The 19,564-nt window shown below is 63.9% G+C and carries 17 protein-coding genes and 1 riboswitch; of the genes, 12 read left to right on the top strand and 5 right to left on the bottom strand.

Translation table 11 applies throughout. The annotated features are described in order from the left end of the window. Positions 1-269: 269 nt before the first annotated feature. The gene (locus tag FFS13_RS12130) at positions 270-503 is read left to right on the top strand and encodes a DUF2789 domain-containing protein (protein WP_137819346.1); all 234 of its coding nucleotides are present in this window, start codon (positions 270-272) and stop codon (positions 501-503) included. 25 nt (positions 504-528) lie between these two features. On the opposite strand, the gene FFS13_RS12125 is transcribed toward FFS13_RS12130, so the two are convergent. Then, positions 529-1,047: a M48 family metallopeptidase gene (locus FFS13_RS12125; RefSeq protein ID WP_137819345.1), complete on the bottom strand. Its 519-nt coding sequence runs from the start codon at positions 1,045-1,047 to the stop codon at positions 529-531. Positions 1,048-1,595: 548 nt separating this feature from the next. Here FFS13_RS12125 and FFS13_RS12120 point away from each other — a divergent pair. Beyond that, positions 1,596-2,285, top strand: a complete 690-nt coding sequence (locus FFS13_RS12120) for a polysaccharide lyase family 7 protein (protein ID WP_137819344.1) — start codon at positions 1,596-1,598, stop codon at positions 2,283-2,285. A gap of 193 nt (positions 2,286-2,478) precedes the next feature. Here the strand turns inward: FFS13_RS12120 and metK are convergent, their stop codons facing one another. Together metK and FFS13_RS12110 are read right to left on the bottom strand one after the other, a co-directional pair. After that, complete coding sequence (gene metK, locus FFS13_RS12115) at positions 2,479-3,669, bottom strand: methionine adenosyltransferase (protein ID WP_137819343.1); 1,191 nt, start codon at positions 3,667-3,669, stop codon at positions 2,479-2,481. Between the two features lie 12 nt (positions 3,670-3,681). After that, positions 3,682-4,695: a metalloregulator ArsR/SmtB family transcription factor gene (locus FFS13_RS12110; protein ID WP_137819342.1), complete on the bottom strand. Its 1,014-nt coding sequence runs from the start codon at positions 4,693-4,695 to the stop codon at positions 3,682-3,684. 339 nt (positions 4,696-5,034) lie between these two features. Here FFS13_RS12110 and tkt point away from each other — a divergent pair, with 339 nt between their 5' ends. The 7 genes from tkt to ligB all read left to right on the top strand — a co-directional run bounded on the left by tkt (position 5,035) and on the right by ligB (position 13,308). Continuing rightward, positions 5,035-7,032, top strand: a complete 1,998-nt coding sequence (gene tkt, locus FFS13_RS12105; RefSeq protein ID WP_137819341.1) for a transketolase — start codon at positions 5,035-5,037, stop codon at positions 7,030-7,032. 218 nt (positions 7,033-7,250) lie between these two features. Then, positions 7,251-8,345, top strand: coding sequence for an erythrose-4-phosphate dehydrogenase (gene epd / locus FFS13_RS12100; RefSeq protein WP_137819340.1), 1,095 nt, complete (start codon positions 7,251-7,253; stop codon positions 8,343-8,345). Between the two features lie 19 nt (positions 8,346-8,364). Beyond that, the gene (locus tag FFS13_RS12095) at positions 8,365-9,528 is read left to right on the top strand and encodes a phosphoglycerate kinase (protein WP_137819421.1); all 1,164 of its coding nucleotides are present in this window, start codon (positions 8,365-8,367) and stop codon (positions 9,526-9,528) included. 87 nt (positions 9,529-9,615) lie between these two features. Further along, a complete protein-coding gene (locus tag FFS13_RS12090) occupies positions 9,616-9,870 on the top strand; it encodes a hypothetical protein (RefSeq protein ID WP_137819339.1) in 255 nt (84 codons plus the stop codon). 45 nt (positions 9,871-9,915) lie between these two features. Continuing rightward, the gene (locus FFS13_RS12085) at positions 9,916-10,233 is read left to right on the top strand and encodes an MliC family protein (RefSeq protein WP_137819338.1); all 318 of its coding nucleotides are present in this window, start codon (positions 9,916-9,918) and stop codon (positions 10,231-10,233) included. 158 nt (positions 10,234-10,391) lie between these two features. Continuing rightward, entirely contained in the window at positions 10,392-11,456 is a 1,065-nt protein-coding gene (gene fba / locus FFS13_RS12080; RefSeq protein ID WP_137819337.1) for a class II fructose-bisphosphate aldolase, read from the top strand. 172 nt (positions 11,457-11,628) lie between these two features. Continuing rightward, positions 11,629-13,308, top strand: coding sequence for an NAD-dependent DNA ligase LigB (ligB, locus tag FFS13_RS12075; RefSeq protein WP_137819336.1), 1,680 nt, complete (start codon positions 11,629-11,631; stop codon positions 13,306-13,308). A 94-nt stretch (positions 13,309-13,402) separates the two neighbouring features. Here the strand turns inward: ligB and FFS13_RS12070 are convergent, their stop codons facing one another. Further along, positions 13,403-13,852 carry a cytochrome c gene (locus FFS13_RS12070; protein WP_137819335.1) on the bottom strand — a complete coding sequence of 150 codons (450 nt, stop codon included), beginning with the start codon at positions 13,850-13,852 and terminating at the stop codon, positions 13,403-13,405. A 286-nt stretch (positions 13,853-14,138) separates the two neighbouring features. Continuing rightward, positions 14,139-14,262: riboswitch (S-adenosyl-L-homocysteine riboswitch) on the top strand. Positions 14,263-14,283: 21 nt separating this feature from the next. On the opposite strand from FFS13_RS12070, the gene ahcY reads away from it, so the two are divergent. From ahcY to FFS13_RS12055, 3 genes are all read left to right on the top strand, one after another. Next, on the top strand, positions 14,284-15,678 hold the full coding sequence (gene ahcY, locus FFS13_RS12065) for an adenosylhomocysteinase (RefSeq protein ID WP_137819334.1): 1,395 nt from the start codon (positions 14,284-14,286) through the stop codon (positions 15,676-15,678). A 111-nt stretch (positions 15,679-15,789) separates the two neighbouring features. Next, positions 15,790-16,635, top strand: a complete 846-nt coding sequence (gene metF, locus FFS13_RS12060) for a methylenetetrahydrofolate reductase [NAD(P)H] (protein ID WP_137819333.1) — start codon at positions 15,790-15,792, stop codon at positions 16,633-16,635. 357 nt (positions 16,636-16,992) lie between these two features. Continuing rightward, positions 16,993-18,903 (top strand): DEAD/DEAH box helicase, encoded by a 1,911-nt coding sequence (locus tag FFS13_RS12055; RefSeq protein WP_171006474.1) that lies wholly within the window; start codon positions 16,993-16,995, stop codon positions 18,901-18,903. A 61-nt stretch (positions 18,904-18,964) separates the two neighbouring features. Here the strand turns inward: FFS13_RS12055 and FFS13_RS12050 are convergent, their stop codons facing one another. After that, a complete protein-coding gene (locus tag FFS13_RS12050; protein WP_137819420.1) occupies positions 18,965-19,540 on the bottom strand; it encodes a YceI family protein in 576 nt (191 codons plus the stop codon). Positions 19,541-19,564 lie beyond the last annotated feature (24 nt).

Here is a 19,564-nt window from a genome sequence, read left to right as displayed (position 1 = left end):
CCGGCGCTCTATCGGTTGCCGTCAGCCGCACCGGGTAGGGCGAGGCCATCTGCCGGCCTGACCCCCAAACCTCCTGAGGCATCGGACACCGGGAGTTGCGCCTGTGCGGGAGCAAGGCAAACAGGCTTTGCGCAACGCCCAAGGCAAACCGCAGGAACAAATCCTCCCGCGGCGGTCGTTCTGCGCTACGGTTTTAGCTGAGGCGGCGGCTGCCGGGCCAAGCCTCTGCGGCACCTTCAGCAACCCAAGCCGGTATTCTGGAGAACCCCATGCAATCACCCATGCACAGTCTCCCGTCCCTGTTCAAACAGCTGGGACTGCCGGCTGACCCCGCCAGCATCAGTGCCTTCATTTCCACCCACTCGCCCCTGCCAGCCTCCTTGTCCCTGGCCGACGCGTCGTTCTGGACGGCGGCGCAAGCGGCTTTCCTGCGCGAGGAAATCCTCGAGGATGCCGACTGGGCCGAAGTCGTCGATCAGCTCAGCCTGATGCTGCGCAAATAATCCAAGAGTAAGGACGGCAAGCACGCTAGCGCGCGGCGTTCGACGCCTGGCGGCCTTCCAACTCGCGGTAGGTCAGATACAGGCGCAAATCAAACTCCAGCTGGTGATAGCCCGGCTGCATGTATTCACAGAGCTGATAGAACGCCTTGTTGTGCTCGTGCTCTTTCAGGTGCGCCAGTTCATGCACCACGATCATCCGGAGAAATTCCGGCGCCGCCTCCTTGAACAAGGACGCCACGCGAATCTCCTTCTTCGCCTTGAGCTTGCCGCCCTGCACCCGCGAGATCGCCGTGTGCAGGCCCAAGGCGCGGTGCGTCAGGTCGAGGCGATTATCGAACAGCACCTTATCGATGCTCGGCGCGTTCTTCAGATGCTCCTGCTTTAGCGCCAGGGTGTAGGCGTACAGCGCCTTATCGCTTTGCACCGCATGCCGCGCCGGGTAGCGCTGGCTCAGGTAGTCACCCAGGCGCTGTTGCGCGATCAGCTGGCGCACCTGATCTTGCAGGGTGGCGGAGTAGGCCTGGAGGTATTTGAGCGGGGTCATGCTGCTAGGCAACCGGTTTTCGCGCTGTTCGGGGCGGAGCGATAGTTTACCGGGTCGCCAGGGGGGATGGTGCGCTTTGGCCGAGACTCCGCCCCAACAGCAAATGTAGAGGCCTGCACGGAGTCGCTGTAAGCCACCTGCAATCCGTGATTTAGAGGCGTCCGCTGGCCGACTGTGTTTCCCGCGAAAATCCCTGCAGCCGCCGGAAAAATGACGCACCGCCCGCGGAAAAAATCTTTGTCGAACAATGCCTAATGCTTTTTCCACCCACGGCACCCGCAAGCGGAAAAATGGCCAACCGATACCCAGTCAAAATAGCGCCATTTTATTAGCGTCAATATACGGACGAACGGCCTTTAACAAGCCCACCAGCTGACCTATAAAGTATTCAGCGAGCCGCCCGACCGAGCGCTTCGCCAGTACCGCCAGCCTTTAGCCACACCGAGTGTCGACTTGCTCCGTGAGTCATCGGCGCGCTCTGGCTCGCCCGCAAACCAGCGATGAAGGCCACCACAACTAAAGCGATTCCGCTTTCTGGAGTCATTCCCATGATCGACCTTGCCACCTGGAACCTCACCATCCCCGTAGGCGTACCTGCCGTCACCATCGACACCCCGCTGTTGGTCGGCGGCTATCAGGACCATTACTTCCAGTCCAACTCCGGGGCCATTTTCTTCTGGGCTCCGGTCAACGGCACCACCACGCCGAATTCCAGCTACCCGCGTAGCGAGTTGCGGGAAACCTTTGCCGACGGGAGCAGGCGCAACTGGGTCTATCCCTCTGCCGATCACTACCTGAGCGCGACCCTGCAGGTCACCCAGGTACCCTCAACCGGCAAACTGGTCATCGGCCAAATTCATACCGCCACCACCAATTGGCCACTGTTCAAGCTCGAGTATCAGATGCAGAGCTCCGGGACTGGCAATCTGTCGTTCAAGGTCCGCCACAAGCCAACAGACCCGGAAGCACAAAGCTACGTGCTGGTACGCGGAGTCGCGCTGAACCAGAAGATCAACTACACGGTGCATCTCAGCCCCTCTGGCAGCCTGACGGTGAGCCTCAACGGGGTGAAATGGGGAACCAAACTCGACTCGGCCTGGGCAGTCCAGCCGGTGTATTTCAAGGCCGGCGTTTACACCCAAGACAACAGCGGCTACGAGACCGAGGCAGGCGCCGCCACCTTCACCAAACTGAAGATCGAACATCGCCCGCTGGCCAGCCCCACCGCCGCCCAGTAAATCTGCCCGAACAGCAAAAGCCTCGCACATGGCGGCAATGCTGTTCAGTTAAGAAAAAACGCCGCTTATTCCTTACCGGAAAGCGGCGTTTTTTCTAGGCTTCACCTTGTAGCTGGAGGCAAAAGTTGCCGGCCTACAGCTTAAGTGAACAGCATTGCGCACATGGCGGGGCTTTTTACATTCCGGCTGACCCTTACAGGCCGGCGGCTGCGCGCAGGGCGGCGGCCTTGTCGGTTTTTTCCCAGGTGAAGGTGGTGAAGGTGTCGCCATCCACCGTCACTTCTTCCGGGGTGCGGCCGAAGTGGCCGTAGGCCGCGGTGGCCCGGTACATCGGGTGCAGCAGGTCGAGCATCTTGGTGATGGCGTATGGACGCAGGTCGAACACGTCGCGCACCAGCTTGATGATGGTGTCTTCCGCTACTTTGTTGGTGCCGAAGGTGTTGATCGACACCGAGGTCGGTTGCGCCACGCCGATGGCGTAGGACACCTGGATCTCGCAGCGTTCGGCCAGGCCGGCGGCGACTATGTTCTTCGCCACGTAACGACCGGCATAGGCGGCCGAGCGGTCGACCTTGGAGGGGTCCTTGCCGGAGAACGCGCCGCCGCCGTGGCGGGCCATGCCGCCGTAGGAGTCGACGATGATCTTGCGGCCGGTCAGACCGCAGTCACCCACCGGGCCGCCAATCACGAAAGTGCCGGTCGGGTTGATGTGGAACTGAGTGTCTTTGTGCAGCCATTCGGCCGGCAGCACGTGCTTGATGATCAGCTCCATCACGGCTTCGCGCAGGTCCTTGTAGGACACCTCCGGGCTGTGCTGGGTCGACAGCACCACGGCATCGACGGCGACCGGCTTGCCATTTTCGTAGCGGAAGGTGACCTGGGATTTGGCATCCGGACGCAGCCACGGCAGCAGGCCGGACTTACGCGCTTCTGCCTGGCGCTCGACCAGGCGGTGGGCATAGCAGATCGGCGCCGGCATCAGCACGTCGGTGTCGTTGCTGGCGTAGCCGAACATCAGGCCCTGGTCGCCAGCGCCCTGGTCTTCCGGCCGCGAACGGTCGACGCCCTGGTTGATGTCGGGGGACTGCTTGCCGATGATGTTCATCACCGCGCAGGTGGCGCCGTCGAAGCCGACGTCGGAGCTGTTGTAGCCGATGTCGATGATGACGTTGCGGACGATGTCTTCGAGGTCGACCCAGGCGGAGGTAGTGACTTCGCCGGCGACTATCGCCACGCCGGTTTTCACCAGGGTTTCGCACGCCACGCGGGCGAACTTGTCCTGGGCGATGATGGCGTCCAGCACCGCATCGGAGATCTGGTCAGCAATCTTGTCCGGATGTCCTTCAGACACGGACTCGGAGGTGAAAAGAGAGTATTCGCTCATCTCGACGGTTTCCTAGGTTATCGATGGATGCACCGATGGGTGAGTGTCGCCAGCTGGCCGCTGAAAATGTCGGACCTGAATCTGGAAACCATTACGTAAGCCCACATACAGGCTTTCACCGGGCGTAAGCCCTGCGGCTGAGGCCCAGCGGGCCAAGTCGTCCTGTTCAAAGCCCAACCAGAGATCACCGCAGGCCTCCCTGGCCCAACTCTGATTGTGGCTGCACAACTCGGTGATCAACAAACTGCCGCCGGGATGTACGCGCGGCGCCAGTTGTTTCAAGGCTTCGGCCGGCGCGGCGAAATGGTGCAGCACCATGTTCAACACCACGCAATCGGCGGTCTCGCAGGCGGAGCCCAAGGCGTCGGCCAGCCGTAAATCGACATTGCTCAGCCCTTCGCGCTCGCAGCGCAGGCGCGCCAGCTCGAGCATCGCCGGGCTGTTATCCAGCGCCGTGACGCGGCTGAAACGCCGGGCCAGTTCCGGCAGAAAACCGCCGTCGCCGGGGCCGACTTCCAGCGCCGTGGCGCCGGCGGGGAAGCCCAGCGCATCGAGCAGCGCCAACACGCTATCGCGATACTGTGGCAGGCCGGCGATCAAATCCTGCTGCGCCTGGAAGCTGGCCGCCATCCGCGCGAAGAAGTCGTGGCTGGCCGCGGCGCGCTGGCCATGCACCTCGCCGATGCGGGCTTGCACGTCCGCCGGCAGCGTCAGCTCGTCCACTTCCTCCAAGAGTGCCGCGTGCAGCGTGCCGCCGAACAACTCACCCTGCGGCAAGGCGCGGCGATAGAAGATCGCGTTGCCCTCGCGACGGGTGGCGACCAGCCCGGCTTGCGCGAGGACCTTCAAGTGGTGGCTCATGCCGGACTGGCCGGTGGCGAAGATCTGTGCCAGTTCCAGTACGCCAAAGGAGTCGTTGGCCAGTGCGCGCAACACATTCAAGCGCAACGGGTCGCCGCCGGCTTTGCACAGGGCGGCCAGTTCGTCGCAGTCGTCATGGCGGATTAAGGGCGCGCGCAGGTTCATGGGGCGGCAGTCTAGCCCCCGGTTTTGCTGCTCGCAATGCCAATATCAAAAAGTTTTGATATTGGCTGATGGGCGGCTGTGCGCGCCAGTTGCAGGTTGTTCGGGGCAGCCAGCACTGACAACTCTTCGGATAAACGGTCGCTACCTGACCCCGTCGGTCTTCCTGAGTGAGCAGGCACCTGTGACTGAGGCGCTGCTGAACCTGCCGGCCGGCGACAAATATGTGAGCTTTTGGCCGGGGCATGACCATCTGTGATTGCCCCCGCAGGCTTGGCTGGGCGAAAATAGCCGCCTTTTTTCGACCCGCTGTTTTAATGCAGCCCTCCCAGGAGATCAGCGATGCCCAGCCGTCGTGAGCGTGCCAATGCCATTCGTGCCCTCAGCATGGATGCCGTGCAAAAAGCCAACAGCGGTCACCCCGGCGCCCCCATGGGCATGGCCGACATCGCCGAAGTGTTGTGGCGCGATTACCTCAAGCACAACCCGAGCAACCCGGAGTTCGCCGACCGCGACCGCTTCGTGCTGTCCAACGGCCACGGCTCGATGCTGCAATACTCGCTGCTGCACCTGACCGGCTACGACGTCACCCTCGATGACCTGAAAAACTTCCGCCAGCTCGGCTCGCGCACCCCGGGCCACCCGGAGTTTGGCTATACCGCCGGCGTCGAGACCACCACCGGCCCGCTCGGCCAGGGCCTGGCCAACGCCGTGGGTTTCGCCCTGGCGGAGAAAGTCCTGGCGGCGCAGTTCAACCGCGATGGCCATAAGATCGTCGATCACCACACCTACGTGTTCCTCGGCGACGGCTGCATGATGGAAGGCATCTCCCACGAAGTCTGCTCGCTGGCCGGCACTCTGGGCCTGGGCAAGCTGATCGCCTTCTACGACGACAACGGCATCTCCATCGACGGCGAAGTGCATGGCTGGTTCACCGACGACACGCCCAAGCGCTTCGAGGCCTACGGCTGGCAGGTGATCCGCAACGTCGACGGGCATGACGCCGACGAGATCAAGACCGCCATCGAGACCGCACGCAAGAGCGCGCAACCGACGCTGATCTGCTGCAAGACGGTGATCGGCTTCGGCTCGCCGAACAAGCAAGGCAAGGAAGACTGCCACGGCGCGCCGCTGGGTAACGACGAAATCGCCCTGACCCGTGCGGCCCTCGGCTGGAGTCACGGCCCGTTCGAAGTGCCGAGCGAGCTCTACGCCGCCTGGGATGCCAAGGAAGCCGGCGCCGCCGCCGAGGCCGAGTGGAACCAGCGCTTCGCCGCTTACGCCGCCGCTTACCCGGAACTGGCCAGCGAGTTCAGCCGGCGGATCAAGGGCGAGCTGCCGGCCGACTTCGCGGCGAAGGCTGCGGCCTATATCGCCGACGTCGCCAACAAGGGCGAAACCATCGCCAGCCGCAAGGCCAGCCAGAACGCGCTGAACGCCTTCGGCCCGCTGCTGCCGGAATTCCTCGGCGGCTCGGCGGACCTCGCCGGCTCCAACCTGACCCTGTGGAAAGGCTGCAAGGGCGTGACCGCCGACGACGCCAACGGCAACTACATGTTCTACGGCGTGCGCGAGTTCGGCATGAGCGCGATCATGAGCGGTGTCGCTCGCCACGGCGGTTTCATTCCCTACGGCGCGACCTTCCTGGTCTTCATGGAATACGCCTGCAACGCCGTGCGCATGGCGGCACTGATGAAGCAGCGCGTGCTGTTCGTCTACACCCATGACTCCATCGGCTTGGGCGAGGACGGCCCGACCCACCAGCCGATCGAACAACTGGCCAGCCTGCGCATGACACCGAATCTGGACTGCTGGCGGCCCTGCGATGCGGTGGAGTCCGCGGTAGCCTGGAAGCAGGCCATCGAACGCAACGACGGCCCGTCCGCGCTGATCTTCTCCCGGCAGAACCTGACGCATCAGGCGCGGGAAGTGGAGCAAGTCGCCAACATCGGCCGTGGCGGTTATGTGCTGAAGGACTGCGCCGGCGAGCCGGAGCTGATCCTGATCGCCACCGGCTCGGAAGTCGGTCTGGCGGTACAGGCGTTCGACAAACTCAGCGAGCAAGGCCGTAAGGTGCGCGTGGTGTCCATGCCGTGCACCAGCGTGTTCGACGCCCAGGACGCCGGCTACAAGCAGTCCGTGCTGCCGCTGCAAGTCGGCGCCCGGATCGCCATCGAGGCGGCCCATGCCGACTATTGGTACAAATATGTCGGCCTCGAAGGCCGAGTGATCGGCATGACCACCTTCGGTGAGTCGGCACCGGCACCGGCGCTGTTCGAGCATTTCGGCTTCACCCTGGAGAACATCCTGGACACCGCCGCCGAATTGCTGGAAGGCTGAGAACCTGCTCAATGTCTGCTGCGCTGGGTGATGCTGCGTTGAAAACAGGCTCGGAATGCTCATTGACTGCAGTCAACTCCGCTTCCTTGCCTGTCTTCGCCTTGCCTGACCTGCGCTCGCGACGACCTTGAACAGATTCTGAGTGCTCTAGCGCTCCTCTCCCGCGCTTCGTTCATAAAGAAGGGGGAGGGGACAAAAGCCCGCATATCGAGAACCTCATGTCCAATAACCGCCCCTACAGAGTCGCCCTCAACGGATATGGCCGGATTGGCCGTTGCGTGCTGCGCGCGCTGTATGAGCGCGGGGCGAAGGCCGGGTTCGAGGCCGCCGGGGCGAACCTTGAGATCGTCGCGCTGAATGACCTGGCCGATCTGGCCAGCCTCGAATACCTGACGCGTTTCGACTCTACCCACGGTCGTTTTCCTGGCGAGGTGCGGATCGATGGCGATTGCCTGCAGATCAATGGCGGCAGCGTGCAAGTCCTGCGCAGCGCCACCCCGGAAGGCGTCGACTGGGCCGCGCTGGGGGTCGATCTGGTGCTCGAATGCTCCGGCGCCTACCATACCCGTGCCGACGCCCAGCGCTTTCTCGACGCCGGCGCGCCGCGCGTGCTGTTCTCGCAGCCGATGGCCAGCGAGGCGGATATCGATGCCACCATCGTCTTCGGGGTTAACCAGCAGACGCTGAGCGGCGCCGAATTGCTGGTCTCCAACGCCTCCTGCACCACCAACTGTGGCGTGCCGTTGCTCAAACTGCTGAATGAGGCGGTGGGGCTGGAATACGTCTCCATCACCACCATCCATTCGGCGATGAACGACCAGCCGGTCATCGACGCCTACCACCACGAAGACCTGCGCCGCACGCGCTCGGCTTTCCAGTCGGTGATTCCGGTGTCCACCGGGCTGGCGCGCGGCATCGAGCGGCTGTTGCCCGAGCTGCATGGGCGGATTCAGGCCAAGGCCGTGCGGGTGCCGACGGTCAATGTGTCCTGCCTGGATATCACTATCCAGACCGCCCGCGACACCGATGCGGCCGAGATCAACCGTGTGCTCCGCCAGGCGGCCGAGTCGGGCCCGCTCAAGGGCCTGCTGGCCTATACCGAGCTGCCGCACGCCAGCTGCGATTTTAATCACGATCCGCATTCGGCGATTGTCGATGGCAGCCAGACCCGCGTTTCCGGCCCCCGGCTGGTGAACCTGTTGGCCTGGTTCGACAACGAATGGGGCTTCGCCAACCGTATGCTCGACGTCGCCGACCACTATCTGCGCGTTTCGGCTAATTCAACTGCACAACCAGCCCCCGTGAAGGACTGATTCCATGACCACGCCGTTTATGACAATAGCGAAGATGACCGACCTCGACCTCCAAGGTAAGCGCGTACTGATCCGCGAAGACCTCAACGTGCCGGTAAAAGACGGCGTGGTGACGAGCGATGCGCGTATCCTGGCGTCCCTGCCGACCATCAAGCTGGCCCTGGAGAAAGGCGCCGCGGTGATGGTCTGCTCGCACCTCGGGCGCCCGAGCGAAGGCGAATTCAGCGCCGAGAACAGCCTCAAGCCGGTGGCCGACTACCTGAGCAAGGCCCTCGGCCGTGAAGTGCCGCTGCTGGCCAACTACCTCGCCGGCGTTGAGATCAACGCCGGCGACATCGTGCTGTTCGAGAACGTGCGCTTCAACAAGGGCGAGAAAAAGAACAGCGATGAGCTGGCGCAGCGCTACGCGGCGCTGTGCGACGTGTTCGTCATGGACGCCTTCGGCACCGCCCACCGCGCCGAGGGCTCGACCCACGGCGTGGCCAAGTTCGCCAAAGTCGCCGCCGCCGGTCCGCTGCTGGCCGCCGAGCTGGACGCCCTGGGCAAGGCCCTGGGCGCCCCAGCCAAGCCGATGGCGGCAATAGTCGCCGGCTCCAAGGTGTCGACCAAGCTCGACGTGCTCAACAGCCTGAGCCAGATCTGCGACCAGCTGATAGTCGGTGGCGGCATCGCCAACACCTTCCTGGCGGCGGCCGGTTACCCGGTCGGCAAGTCGTTGTACGAGCCGGATCTGCTCGACACCGCCAAAGCCATCGCCGCCAAGGTCAGCGTGCCGCTGCCGGTGGACGTGGTGGTGGCCAAGGAATTCGCGCAAAGCGCCGTGGCGACGGTCAAGGCAGTTAGCGAAGTAGCGGACGACGATATGATCCTCGACATCGGCCCGCAGACCGCCGCGTTGTTCGCCGAACTGCTGAAGTCGTCCAAGACCATTTTGTGGAACGGCCCGGTCGGCGTCTTCGAGTTCGACCAGTTCGGCGAAGGCACCAAGGCCCTGGCCCTGGCCATCGCCGAAAGCCCGGCGTTCTCCATCGCCGGCGGTGGCGACACCCTGGCGGCCATCGACAAATACGGCGTTGCTGAAAAAATCTCCTACATCTCCACCGGCGGCGGCGCCTTCCTCGAATTCGTCGAGGGCAAAGTCCTGCCGGCCGTAGAAGTTTTGGAACAACGCGCGAAGGCGTGAATGGCATGAATGTCGTGGATTATCCCCCTGTGGCTAGGCGGGGAGGTCCAGACAAGCCTGCGCAGGGTTCAGACGAGGATGCCGCACATGCTCAAGCCCCTGCTGGTTTTGTTGAACGCGGGTCTTGCTGTAGGGTGCGCGGGCGCTCCAGAGGGGCAAGCCGAGCAGGCTGGCCAGGGCCACCAAGCAGAGGCGCATGAGCGCAGTTGCTACCAGATGGGGTGGTGGGCGGAGACGGGGCCGGTGCTCTACCGCCGCTTCGGCGAGGATGCCATGCCAAAGCCGGCGCTCAAGGAGGGGGAGCCGCTCGGTGCAGCGGCGGCCCCGGACGAGTGCCCCTGATTAACCACTAAGGACGAGCGGCTAGCGCTGGCTTGGGAGTGTTGGATGAAAGGCCTTTTTGCCGTGGCGGCATTCGTGCTGTTGGCCGCTTGTGCCGGCTCGCCGCAGCCGCCGGAGCAGTGGACGCGTTGGGTCTGCGACAGCCAGGCCGAAGTGCTCTGGCGTTTCGCCGCTAGCAGTCAGGAGGCGATCGATCTGCGTCTGGGGGGCGGTGATATCGTCTACCGTCTCAAGCAGGAACCGGCCGCCTCGGGGGCGTTCTATAGCGATGGCGTGCTGGCCTTTCACAGCAAGGGCGAGGAAGGTTTGCTTTACTGGGTCGCCAGCAACGACCTGATTGGCCGCGGCTGCAAAGCCCGGTAAGGATTCAAGTGGCAGGGCTGGCGAGATCGATTCGCCGTTTGGCGCTGTCATGGTGGATAACGCAGTGCGTTATTCGCCCTATACAATTTGCTCTATACAAGGCCCGCCCCGTGGCAGGCTTGCACGATTAACGACCCCAACCGGGAGATAGGTAAACCATGGCACTTATCAGCATGCGCCAGATGCTGGACCACGCCGCCGAATTCGGCTACGGCGTTCCGGCTTACAACGTCAACAACCTGGAACAGATGCGCGCCATCATGGAAGCGGCGGACAAGACCGACTCCCCGGTGATCGTGCAGGCCTCCGCCGGCGCGCGCAAATACGCCGGTGCGCCGTTCCTGCGCCACCTGATCCTCGCCGCGATCGAAGAGTTCCCGCATATCCCGGTGTGCATGCACCAGGACCACGGCACCAGCCCTGACGTGTGCCAGCGTTCGATCCAGCTGGGCTTCAGCTCGGTGATGATGGACGGCTCCCTCGGCGAAGACGGCAAGACCCCGACCGATTACGAGTACAACGTTCGCGTCACCCAGCAGACCGTGGCCATGGCCCACGCCTGCGGCGTGTCGGTGGAAGGCGAGCTGGGCTGCCTGGGTAGCCTGGAAACCGGCATGGCCGGCGAAGAAGACGGCATCGGCGCCGAAGGCGTGCTCGATCACAGCCAGATGCTGACCGACCCGGAAGAGGCCGCCGACTTCGTCAAGAAGACCCAGGTCGATGCCCTGGCCATCGCCATCGGCACCAGCCACGGCGCCTACAAGTTCACCAAGCCGCCGACCGGCGACATCCTCGCCATCGACCGGATCAAGGCGATCCACGCGCGCATCCCCAACACCCACCTGGTGATGCACGGCTCGTCCTCGGTACCGCAAGAGTGGTTGGCGATCATCAACCAATACGGCGGCGAGATTAAGGAAACCTACGGCGTGCCGGTCGAAGAAATCGTCGAAGGCATCAAGCACGGCGTGCGTAAGGTCAACATCGACACCGACCTGCGTCTGGCGTCCACCGGAGCCATGCGCCGTTACATGGCCCAGCACCCGAGCGAGTTCGACCCGCGCAAATTCTTTGGCGAAACCGTCAAGGCCATGCGCGATGTCTGCATCGCCCGTTACGAAGCCTTCGGCACCGCCGGCAACGCCTCGAAGATCAAGCCGATCTCCCTGGAAGCCATGTTCCAGCGGTACGCCAAGGGTGAGCTGAACGCCAAGGTCAATTAAGGCCTAGCGTCAGGCGTCAGACAGAAAGCCCGCGGCGATGCGGGCTTTTTGTTGGCCCGCAAAAACCAGCTCATCGCCCGTAAACCCTGCATCCCGTTGCCCTACCCCTGGCGGTATAACCGACACCTCTGCTTATCCGGTCTAGACTTGCGGCGTCATTTCCCGAGCAAGGATGCTCTCGATGCAAGGCTGGATTGCCGTACCTCTCTGCCTGTTCGCCTGTAATTCGCTCGCCGCCCCCTGCCCCGACTGGGCGCCGCAGCGCGCCCAAACCGAACTGACCGGTTTGTCCCGGCAAATTGCCGAATGGGACGACGCCTACCATCGGCAGGGCATCTCAATGGTCGCCGACGAGCTGTACGACCAGGCCCGCGCCCGCCTGGAGCTTTGGAGTAGCTGCTTCCCCGCTGCCGCCACGACCAATGACCCGCTCGCCACCAGCGGCGGCCAGCTCAAGCACCCCGTCGCGCAAACCGGGCTGAACAAGCTGGCGGATAACTCCGCCGTACAGGCCTGGATCGAAGGTCGTAGCGACCTCTGGATTCAGCCGAAGGTGGACGGCGTCGCGGTGACCCTGGTGTATCAGGATGGCCAACTGCAGCAAGCCATCAGCCGCGGTGACAGCCGCACTGGACAGGACTGGACGGCAAACGCACGGCGGTTGCGCGCGATCCCGCAACGGCTACCCAGCAATCGCACACTGCTCTTGCAGGGCGAGCTGTACTGGCGCTTGCCCGACCATGTGCAGGCCAAGAGCGGCAGCGTCGGCGCCCGCAGCAAAGTCGCGGGCCTCATGGCGCGGCAAACCCTGAGCGCTGATGAAGCGGCTCAAATCGGCTTGTTCGTCTGGGACTGGCCAACCGGCCCGTCAGCCATGCAGGATCGCCTGGAAGGTCTGAGCGCACTGGGTTTTACCGACACCCAGCGCCTCAGCCAGCCGATTGCCGACCTCGACCAGGCCCGGCATTGGCGGGAGCGCTGGTACCGCAGTGCGCTGCCCTTCGCCAGCGACGGCGTGGTGCTGCGCCAGGGCTCCCGGCCCGCAGCGGAGCGCTGGCAAGCCGAGCCGCCGTACTGGGCCGCTGCCTGGAAATACCCGGTCGCCCAAGCGTTGGCCGAAGTCCGCACGGTGCAGTTCAAGATCGGTCGTAGCGGGCGTATCACGCCGGTGCTGAGCCTACGTCCGGTGCGCCTGGATGACCGGACGATTCGGCGCGTCAGCCTCGGCTCGTTGCAGCGCTGGAACGAACTGGATATCCGCCCCGGCGACCAAGTCGCCATCGCCCTCGCCGGCCTGACCATCCCGCGCCTGGACAGCGTGGTCTGGCGCAGCACCGAGCGCGCCGAACTGCAAGCCCCGAAGGCCGCCGATTACCACGCCCTGAGTTGCTGGCGGCCAACCCCCGACTGCGCCAGCCAGTTCCGCGCGCGCCTGGCCTGGCTGAGCGGCAAGCACGGTTTGGCGCTCAGCGGGGTAGGCCCCGGCACCTGGAACAAACTGCTGCAGGCTCAGCGCCTGGCGGGCCTGCTCGACTGGCTGACGCTGTCACAGGCGGAGCTGGCCCGCATTCCGGGCTTGGGCGAACGCAGCGCGAGCAGCCTCAGCCGCAGTTTCCAAGCCGCGCCCCAGCGCCCTTTCATGACCTGGCTGCGCGCCCTTGGCCTACCACCCACCGGTAGCGCCAAACTGCCCGAGCAGTGGGATGAGCTGGCCCGACGCAGCGAGCAGCAGTGGCAAGCCGAGCCGGGCATCGGCGCAACCCGCGCCCAGCAACTCAGCGCGTTCTTTCGTCATCCGGAAGTGCTGGCGTTGCGCGCGCAGCTGCAGGCCGTCGGCGCCGAGGGCTTCTAAGCTGAACGGCGCGCACGTGGAATAACGCGAGCGCGCGCTGCACAAAGCCGTGGCCAAGGGTGATGCCGAGAAGATCGACGAGCTGGAGCGTTAATCAGTGAGTGCGAAACGCCTTGTGGCAGGTCTCGCAGGCGTCTTCGACGGCCTGTACCGGCGGGCCGAGCTTGAGCGGGTCCAGCGGCTGTTGCCTGGTCGCGACGACCAACGCCGCGGTCGCACCTTCAAGCTGGCGCGCCAGCTCCTGGAACCGCGCCTGGTTTTCCCAGACCTCGGCCTTGGCGCTGCTTTTGTCGGTTTCCTTGACCTGCGGGAAGTGCTGCCAAGGCTGCTGCGCCAGGCTGTCGAGCTTGACCGCACCGGCGGCGAACCGCGCCCCCTCGAAGGGGATGCGGCCGCGCAGCATGCCACCGAGGTCTTCGCTGGTTTTCAGCATCTGCTTGAAGATCGCCTGGCGCCGGCCCTGCGGCGAATTGGGGTCGACCCCGCCGCAGCCAGTCAATGCCAGGCAGGCCAGCAGGGCGAGGGATAGTTTTTTCAAGGTCATGAGCGGTACTGAGCGACTAAACGGCAGCCGACAGTATCCTCGCCGGAGGGCGGAATACCAAACTCGGTGTTTGCCTTAGTTTGCCGCAGCCCTTGTGCAGGCGCGCGCTCGCACCGTCCATGAGCGCGCGAACGCCAGGTTCAGCACCAGGGCCAATGGCCCGGGTGGCGCGTTTGCCCTCGCTTTAGCCACCCGGCAACAGACAGAAAGCCTTGGGCAAGCCTGTTTACGCGGCTATAATCGCCCGGCTTCACGGCGGCCAACCTGTTTCGGCCGCTCCCGCCACCTGTCCGAGGGGCGCTGCAGCAGATCACATCTGTCAGGCTCGGATGGGGCGTACTCAACAGCCGGTTGCCCTGTCATTGATAGAGGCAGCCGCTGTTCAAACGCATCAACGGCGCCCATTCGCACACCACGAATGGAGTTACCGCATGAGCGCTGCTTTTACCGACTATAAAGTCGCGGATATTTCTTTGGCCGCTTGGGGCCGTCGCGAAACCATCATCGCCGAATCGGAAATGCCAGCCCTGATGGGGCTGCGCCACAAGTACGCCGGCGAACAGCCGCTCAAAGGCGCGAAGATTCTCGGCTGCATCCACATGACCATTCAGACTGCCGTGCTGATCGAAACCCTGGTGGCCCTGGGTGCCGAAGTACGCTGGTCGTCCTGCAACATCTTCTCCACCCAGGACCAGGCCGCGGCCGCTATCGCCGCGGCCGGCATCCCGGTGTTCGCCTGGAAAGGCGAGACCGAAGCCGAGTACGAGTGGTGCATCGAGCAGACCATCCTCAAGGACGGTCAGCCGTGGGATGCCAACATGATCCTCGACGACGGCGGCGACCTGACCGAGATCCTGCACAAGAAGTACCCGGCGATGCTCGACAAGATCCACGGCGTCACCGAAGAGACCACCACCGGCGTGCACCGCCTGCTGGAGATGCTCGCCAAGGGCGAGCTGAAGATCCCGGCGATCAACGTCAACGACTCGGTGACCAAGAGCAAGAACGACAACAAGTACGGCTGCCGTCACAGCCTGAACGATGCGATCAAGCGTGGCACCGACCACCTGCTGTCCGGCAAGCAAGCGCTGGTGATCGGCTACGGCGACGTGGGCAAGGGCTCGGCACAGTCCCTGCGCCAGGAAGGTATGATAGTCCGGGTCAGCGAAGTCGACCCGATCTGCGCCATGCAAGCCTGCATGGACGGTTTCGAACTGGTGTCACCGTTCAAGGACGGCATCAACGACGGCAGCGCCGCCAGCATCGACAGCCAGCTGCTGGGCAAGATCGACCTGATCGTCACCACCACCGGTAACGTCAACGTCTGCGACGCCAACATGCTCAGCGCCCTGAAGAAGCGCGCCGTGGTCTGCAACATCGGCCACTTCGACAATGAAATCGACACCGCCTTCATGCGCAAGAACTGGGCCTGGGAAGAAGTCAAGCCGCAGGTGCACAAGGTTCACCGCACCGGCGCCGGCAGCTTCGACCCGCACAACGATGACTACCTGATCCTGCTGGCCGAAGGCCGCCTGGTGAACCTGGGCAACGCCACCGGCCACCCGAGCCGGATCATGGACGGCTCCTTCGCCAACCAGGTACTGGCGCAGATCCACCTGTACGGCGCCCAGTTCGCCAACCTGCCGGCTGCCGAGAAGGCCGCGCGCCTGAGCGTTGAAGTGCTGCCGAAGAAGCTCGACGAGGAAGTGGCGCTGGAGATGGTCAAGGGCTTCGGAGGCGTTATCACCCAGCTGACCAGCCAGCAGGCCGAGTACATCGGCGTGCCGCAGCAAGGCCCGTTCAAGCCGCACGCCTACCGCTATTAATGCAGGGGTGGATAAGCCCTCGGCTTATCCACCGCCGTGGCCAATGGTGGCTAACCCACGCGTTATCCACCCTACGCAAAGCCCGCCCATGGGTTTTTCAGGAATTGTTTTATGAGCCAAGAACGCCGTTACAGCTTCGAGTTCTTCCCCGCGAAGACCGAGGCCGGCCACGCAAAACTGCTCGCCACTGCGCATCAGCTGGCGAGCTACCAACCGGATTTCTTCTCCTGCACTTACGGTGCGGGGGGCTCGACCCGCGATCGCACGGTCAACACCGTGCTGCAGCTGGACAGCGAAACCAAGGTGCAAACCGCACCGCACATCTCCTGCATCGGCGGCTCCAAAGCCGAGCTGCGCGCCCTGCTCAGCCACTACAAAGAGGCCGGGATCACGCGCATCGTCGCCCTGCGCGGCGACCTGCCTTCCGGCATGGGCCTGGCCAGCGGCGAACTGCGTTATGCCAACGAGCTGGTGAGCTTCATCCGCGAAGAGACCGGTGACCACTTCCATATCGAAGTTGCCGCCTACCCGGAGATGCACCCGCAAGCGCGTAACTTCGAAGACGACCTGGCCAACTTCGTGCGCAAGGCCAAGGCCGGCGCCGACAGTGCCATCACCCAGTACTTCTTCAACGCCGACAGTTACTTCTACTTCGTCGAGCGCGTGCGCAAGATGGGCGTGAACATTCCGGTCGTCCCGGGGATCATGCCGATCACCAACTACAGCAAACTGGCGCGTTTCTCCGACGCCTGCGGCGCGGAAATTCCGCGCTGGATTCGCAAGCAGCTGGAAGCCTACGGGGATGACGTCGAAAGCATCCAGAGCTACGGCGAGCAGGTAATCAGCGAAATGTGCGAGCGCCTGCTGCAAGGCGGCGCGCCTGGGCTGCACTTCTACACCCTGAACCAGGCCGAACCCAGCTTGGCGATCTGGAACAACCTCAAGCTGCCACGCTAGAGGCTTTCCGTCACGCCAAGGGCGGGCCATGCTCGACCTTGGCGTTTATGCCACCTGGTACTCGCAGTTGCACTGGTCACCTGCCAGCCACACAAAGCTCAGCCAGAACTCCGCGCGCAGCCCGAACGACGGCCGCTCGGCACTGTCCCTTGGCTCGCGCAACGGCGACAAACCGTTGAGCGGCAGGAAAGCAGCGCAGTTTCGCCGCTCTGTTATACTCCGGCTTCCCGCCAGGCTTACGCCCGGACGCTCGGCCCCCGCGGCCCAGCAGGACCGGACGGGATCGCGCCCCTAAACGCGTTTCGAGCCCGGCAAGATCATCCCATTGGGCCACGCCCTCACTAGACAGGATTACTCATGTCCTTTGCTTCCCTCGGTCTCTCCGAGGCTTTAGTCAGCGCCGTCGAGGCAGCTGGCTACACCGAGCCCACTCCAGTGCAACAGCGGGCTATCCCCGCCGTGTTGCAAGGTCGCGATCTGATGGTTGCCGCCCAGACGGGCACCGGTAAAACCGGCGGCTTCGCCCTGCCCATCCTCGAGCGCCTGTTCCCCAACGGTCACCCGGATCGCGAACGCCGCCACGGCCCGCGCCAGCCGCGCGTGCTGGTGCTGACGCCGACCCGCGAACTGGCCGCCCAGGTGCATGACAGCTTCAAGGTCTATGCCCGCGACCTCAAATTCGTCAGCGCCTGCATCTTCGGCGGCGTCGGCATGAACCCGCAGGTGCAGGCCATGGCCCGCGGCGTCGACGTGCTGGTGGCCTGCCCCGGGCGGCTGCTGGATCTCGCCGGACAAGGCAGTGTCGACCTGTCCCACGTCGAGATTCTGGTGCTCGACGAAGCCGACCGCATGCTCGACATGGGCTTTATCCATGACGTCAAGAAGGTCCTCGCGCGCCTGCCGTCCAAGCGCCAGAACCTGCTGTTCTCGGCGACCTTCTCGAAAGACATCACCGATCTCGCCGGCAAGCTGCTGCACAACCCCGAGCGCATCGAAGTCACCCCGCCGAACACCACGGTCGAGCGTATCGAGCAGCGGGTGTTCCGCCTCCAGGCCAGCCACAAGCGCGCCCTGCTGGCGCACCTGGTGACTGCTGGCGCCTGGGAGCAGGTGCTGGTGTTTACCCGTACCAAGCACGGCGCCAACCGCCTCGCCGAGTACCTCGACAAACACGGCCTGCCGGCGGTGGCGATCCACGGCAACAAGAGCCAGAACGCTCGCACCAAGGCCCTGGCCGACTTCAAGAACAACGGCGTACGGATTCTGGTCGCCACCGATATCGCCGCCCGCGGCCTGGATATCGACCAACTGCCGCACGTGGTCAACTTCGAACTGCCGAACATCGAAGAAGACTACGTTCACCGTATCGGCCGTACTGGCCGGGCCGGACGCAGCGGTGAGGCGATCTCGCTGGTGGCACCGGACGAAGAGAAGCTGCTGAAAGGCATCGAGCGCATGACCAAGCAGAAGATCGCCGACGGCGACCTGCTGGGTTTCGATGCCAGCAGCGTGGAGGCTGAAAAGCCGGAAGCCCGCGAGCGTCCCGACGTGCGTGGCCCACGCGGACCGCGTGACCCGAACAGCCCGCGTGGCGGTGGCGGCGGTGAGCGCCACGGTAGCGGGCGCAAGGACAAGGGCAAGGATACCGGCAAGGACAAGCCTGCCGCCCAGGCCCGTCCACAGCAGCCTGCCCGCGAGCAGCGGCCAGCGCGCAGCAGCGCGGCGCCGACGCCACGTGCCGAGCGCGCGCCGGACGAGTTCCTGGATGACGAAGTCGACAACTTCGGCAACCGTGCCGACTACGTCAGCCCCTACCAGAACAAGCAGCAAAACCGTGGCCGCCGCCCTGGCGCTCCCGCGCCGTCCGGCCCGAGCGCCAGCAATGGCGTTGGCCTGGGTGGCGCACGCCCTGCCGGCCAGGCTCCGCGTGGCCAAGCGCCACGCCCACAAGGCCAAGGCAAGCCGGCAGGTTCGCGTACCGATGGCGGCGGCCAAGGCAAACGCCAAGGCCAGCCAGGTCGCAGTGGCCCGGGGCGCGATAGTCAGACGCGGCGTGACGACTCCCGTGGTCGCGGCCCGGGGCGTGATGACCAACTGCGCCAGGAACCAGCGGTGAAAGGCCCACGCGACAGCCAACCGCGGATCGTGCACAAAGAGTCGAAGATTGATCGCGTGCTGACGCCTGAGCAGTTGGAGCAACTGGATCAGCTCCCGAGCCGCACCCGCGGTGAGAAGCCCGCCTTGCTGACCCGCAACCGCGAAGCCTAAGGCTTCCCGTTGCAATAAAAACGCCGGCCCTGAGGCCGGCGTTTTTGTTTTGCGCAGAAGCTTACTTGCGCACGCCTTCGAACGAGATGATCAGCTCGACTTCCTGGGACGCCGGGCCAAGATCCTTCTGAATCGCGAAGTCCTTCAGCTTGAGCTTGGTCGAACCCTCGAAACCCGCGCGGTAGCCACCCCATGGATCATCACCCTGGCCGATCAGCTTGGCCTTGATCAGCACCGGCTTGGTCACGCCGTTCAAGGTCAGGTCGCCGCTGATATCGGCGGTGTCGGTGCCGGTCGACTTCACCGCGGTAGACACGAAGGTGGCCTGCGGATTCTTGCTGACGTTGAGGAAGTCCTTACTGCGAATGTGCTTGTCGCGCTCGGCGTGGTTGGTATCGACGCTGGCGGTGTTCATCGTTACTTGAACCTTGCTCGCTTCCGGGTTTTTCTCATCGAAGCTGAAGCTGCCATCGAAGTCTTTGAACGTGCCGTACAGCCAGCTGTAACCCAGGTGGCTGATCTTGAAGTCAACGAAGGCATGCTGGCCTTTTTTGTCGATAACGTAGTCAGTCGCCAGCGCCTGGCCGGCGCTCAGCAGCGCAGTACCGAAGGCCAGAGCAGCCAGGGTTTTCTTCATCGTGAGGCTCTTCAACATTGCGAG

The sequence above is a fragment of the Pseudomonas sp. 2FG genome (assembly GCF_005502935.1).
Lineage (GTDB): Bacteria > Pseudomonadota > Gammaproteobacteria > Pseudomonadales > Pseudomonadaceae > Aquipseudomonas.
This window is presented reverse-complemented; position numbering and strand designations above follow the sequence as displayed.